This is a genomic window from Candidatus Pelagibacter communis (assembly GCF_001179965.1).
Classification (GTDB): domain Bacteria; phylum Pseudomonadota; class Alphaproteobacteria; order Pelagibacterales; family Pelagibacteraceae; genus Pelagibacter.
This window is the reverse complement of the sequence record NZ_CVSH01000018.1, coordinates 1-2,126: the sequence shown is the minus strand read 5'-3', so window position 1 is coordinate 2,126 and position 2,126 is coordinate 1. Positions and strand designations below refer to the sequence as shown.

Here is a 2,126-nt window from a genome sequence, read left to right as displayed (position 1 = left end):
TCACAATGAATTTTTTAGATAGAAAAAAAATATTACTTATTATCTGTGGTGGTATTGCTGCTTATAAAGCTTTAGAGGTAATAAGATTAATAAAAAAAAATGGTGCACAGGTAAAAACTGTACTTACGGAAAATGCTAAAAAATTTGTGACACCATTATCCGTTGTCTCTCTTTCTCAAGAAAAAGTTTATACCCAACTTTTTGATCATGAGAATGAAGCAGAAATGGATCATATATCACTTTCTAGATGGGCTGATTTGATATTAATTGCACCTGCTACAGCTAATACAATTTCAAAATTAAGTTATGGACTTGCGGATGATCTTGCTACAACTGTGACACTAGCATCAAATAAGAAAATTTTTTTAGCGCCTGCAATGAATGTAAGAATGTGGGAGCATAAATCCAATAAAGATAATATTCAAAAGTTAAAAACTTTTGGTTATGAAATGATTGGACCAAATATTGGTGATATGGCTTGTGGAGAATACGGCGAAGGTAAAATGTCAGAGCCAACTGAAATTCTTAATTACTTAAATCAGTATTTCAAAAAATTGAAGAATGTTAATAAAAAAAGGGCTATCGTAACTGCTGGTCCTACTCAGGAATTTATAGATCCTGTAAGATACATTACAAATAGATCAAGTGGCAAACAAGGCTTTGAAATAGCAAATTCTTTAAACAGAAACGGATTTGATACTACATTAATATCAGGACCTTCAAATCAAATAGCAGATCCTAATATTAAGTTAATAAAGGTAAAAACCGCAGAAGAAATGTATGAAGAAACATTAAATAATTTACCTGCAGATGTAGCAGTATTTTCTGCAGCCGTTGGTGATTGGAAGATTAAAAACTATAATAAAAATAAGATTAAAAAAAAGGATAACCTTGTACTAAATTTAGAAAAAAATATTGATATTTTAAATAATGTATCAAATCATAATTCATTGAGACCAAAACTTGTAATTGGTTTTGCTGCTGAAACAATGAATTTAGAATTAAATGCAAAGAATAAATTAACAGAGAAAAACTGTGACTGGATAATAGCAAATGATATATCAAAGAAAGATATTGGCTTCGAGTCGAACGAAAACTCCGTTTCAATTTTCTATAAAAATCAAGACTTTGAGGAAATAAAAAAAACAAGCAAAAGTAATCTCGCTGACAAGATTGTGGAGAGAATTATAAATCACCTGAATTAATTATGATTAAAGTTTTAATTAAAAAACTTAGTCATAAAGCTCAAATACCAATCTATAAAACTGAAGGATCTTCAGGAATGGATTTGATGGCTCTTACAGAAGATAAAATTGTGATTAAGCCTAATAAATCTGTGTTAGTCCCAACTGGATTATCTGTAGCAATACCAAATGATACTGAAATTCAAATTAGGCCTAGATCAGGTTTAGCAGCAAAATCTAGTATTTCAGTTCTCAATACGCCGGGAACAATAGACAGTGATTATAGGGGTGAGTTAAAGGTTATTTTATTTAACCATGGTGATAAAGAATTTATTATTAATAATGGTGACAGGATAGCTCAAATGGTTCTTGTTCCAATTTTAAAAGTCCAGTTTGAAGAGGTACAAGATCTACCTGAAACAATCAGAGGTTCTGGAGGTTTTGGATCTACTGGAAAATGAAAAAAAAATTCAATAAAAATTATTTAGAAAAATATTCAAGACAAATAGTTTTAAAAGATATTGGTATCCTTGGCCAAAAAAAAATATCATTGTCTAAAATATTAATTGTTGGGCTTGGAGGATTAGGTTGTCCAGCTGTAGATTACTTGTGTCGAGCTGGAGTTGGACAGGTTGGGTTAGTAGATTTTGATAAAGTGAGCTTATCTAATATTCATCGTCAAGGAATGTATAATTCTCAAGATGTGGGGAAATTAAAAGTTGATGTTATCTATACAAAAATAAAAAAAATTGACCCTGATATTAAAATTATTAAATACAAAGCAAAAATTACTAACAAAAATTTTGATAAAATTGCTAAAAAGTATGATGTAATTATTGACGGGACTGATAATTTTAGAACAAAATTTCTATTAAATGAAGGTTCGTTAAAATTAAAAAAATTTTTTATATCTGGATCTATCAGCAGATTTGATGGCCATAT

Annotated in this window: 3 protein-coding genes; all 3 read left to right on the top strand. The window is 29.5% G+C overall.

Features of this window, described 5'->3' with window-relative positions; all coding sequences use genetic code 11:
• Positions 1 to 5: 5 nt before the first annotated feature.
• Positions 6 to 1,205, top strand: a complete 1,200-nt coding sequence (coaBC, locus tag AMN73_RS00590) for a bifunctional phosphopantothenoylcysteine decarboxylase/phosphopantothenate--cysteine ligase CoaBC (protein WP_075534378.1) — start codon at positions 6 to 8, stop codon at positions 1,203 to 1,205.
• A gap of 2 nt (positions 1,206 to 1,207) precedes the next feature.
• Entirely contained in the window at positions 1,208 to 1,645 is a 438-nt protein-coding gene (dut, locus tag AMN73_RS00585) for a dUTP diphosphatase (protein ID WP_075534377.1), read from the top strand.
• The coding region (locus AMN73_RS00580; protein WP_143323178.1) for a HesA/MoeB/ThiF family protein at positions 1,642 to 2,126 on the top strand (485 nt) is incomplete at its 3' end. The genes dut and AMN73_RS00580, both read left to right, overlap by 4 nt.

Excerpts from the sequence above, each read along its gene's own strand:
- coaBC (WP_075534378.1), top strand. The coding sequence starts at position 6 with ATGAATTTTTTAGATAGAAAAAAAATATTACTTATTATCTGTGGTGGT.
- dut (WP_075534377.1), top strand. The coding sequence starts at position 1,208 with ATGATTAAAGTTTTAATTAAAAAACTTAGTCATAAAGCTCAAATACCA.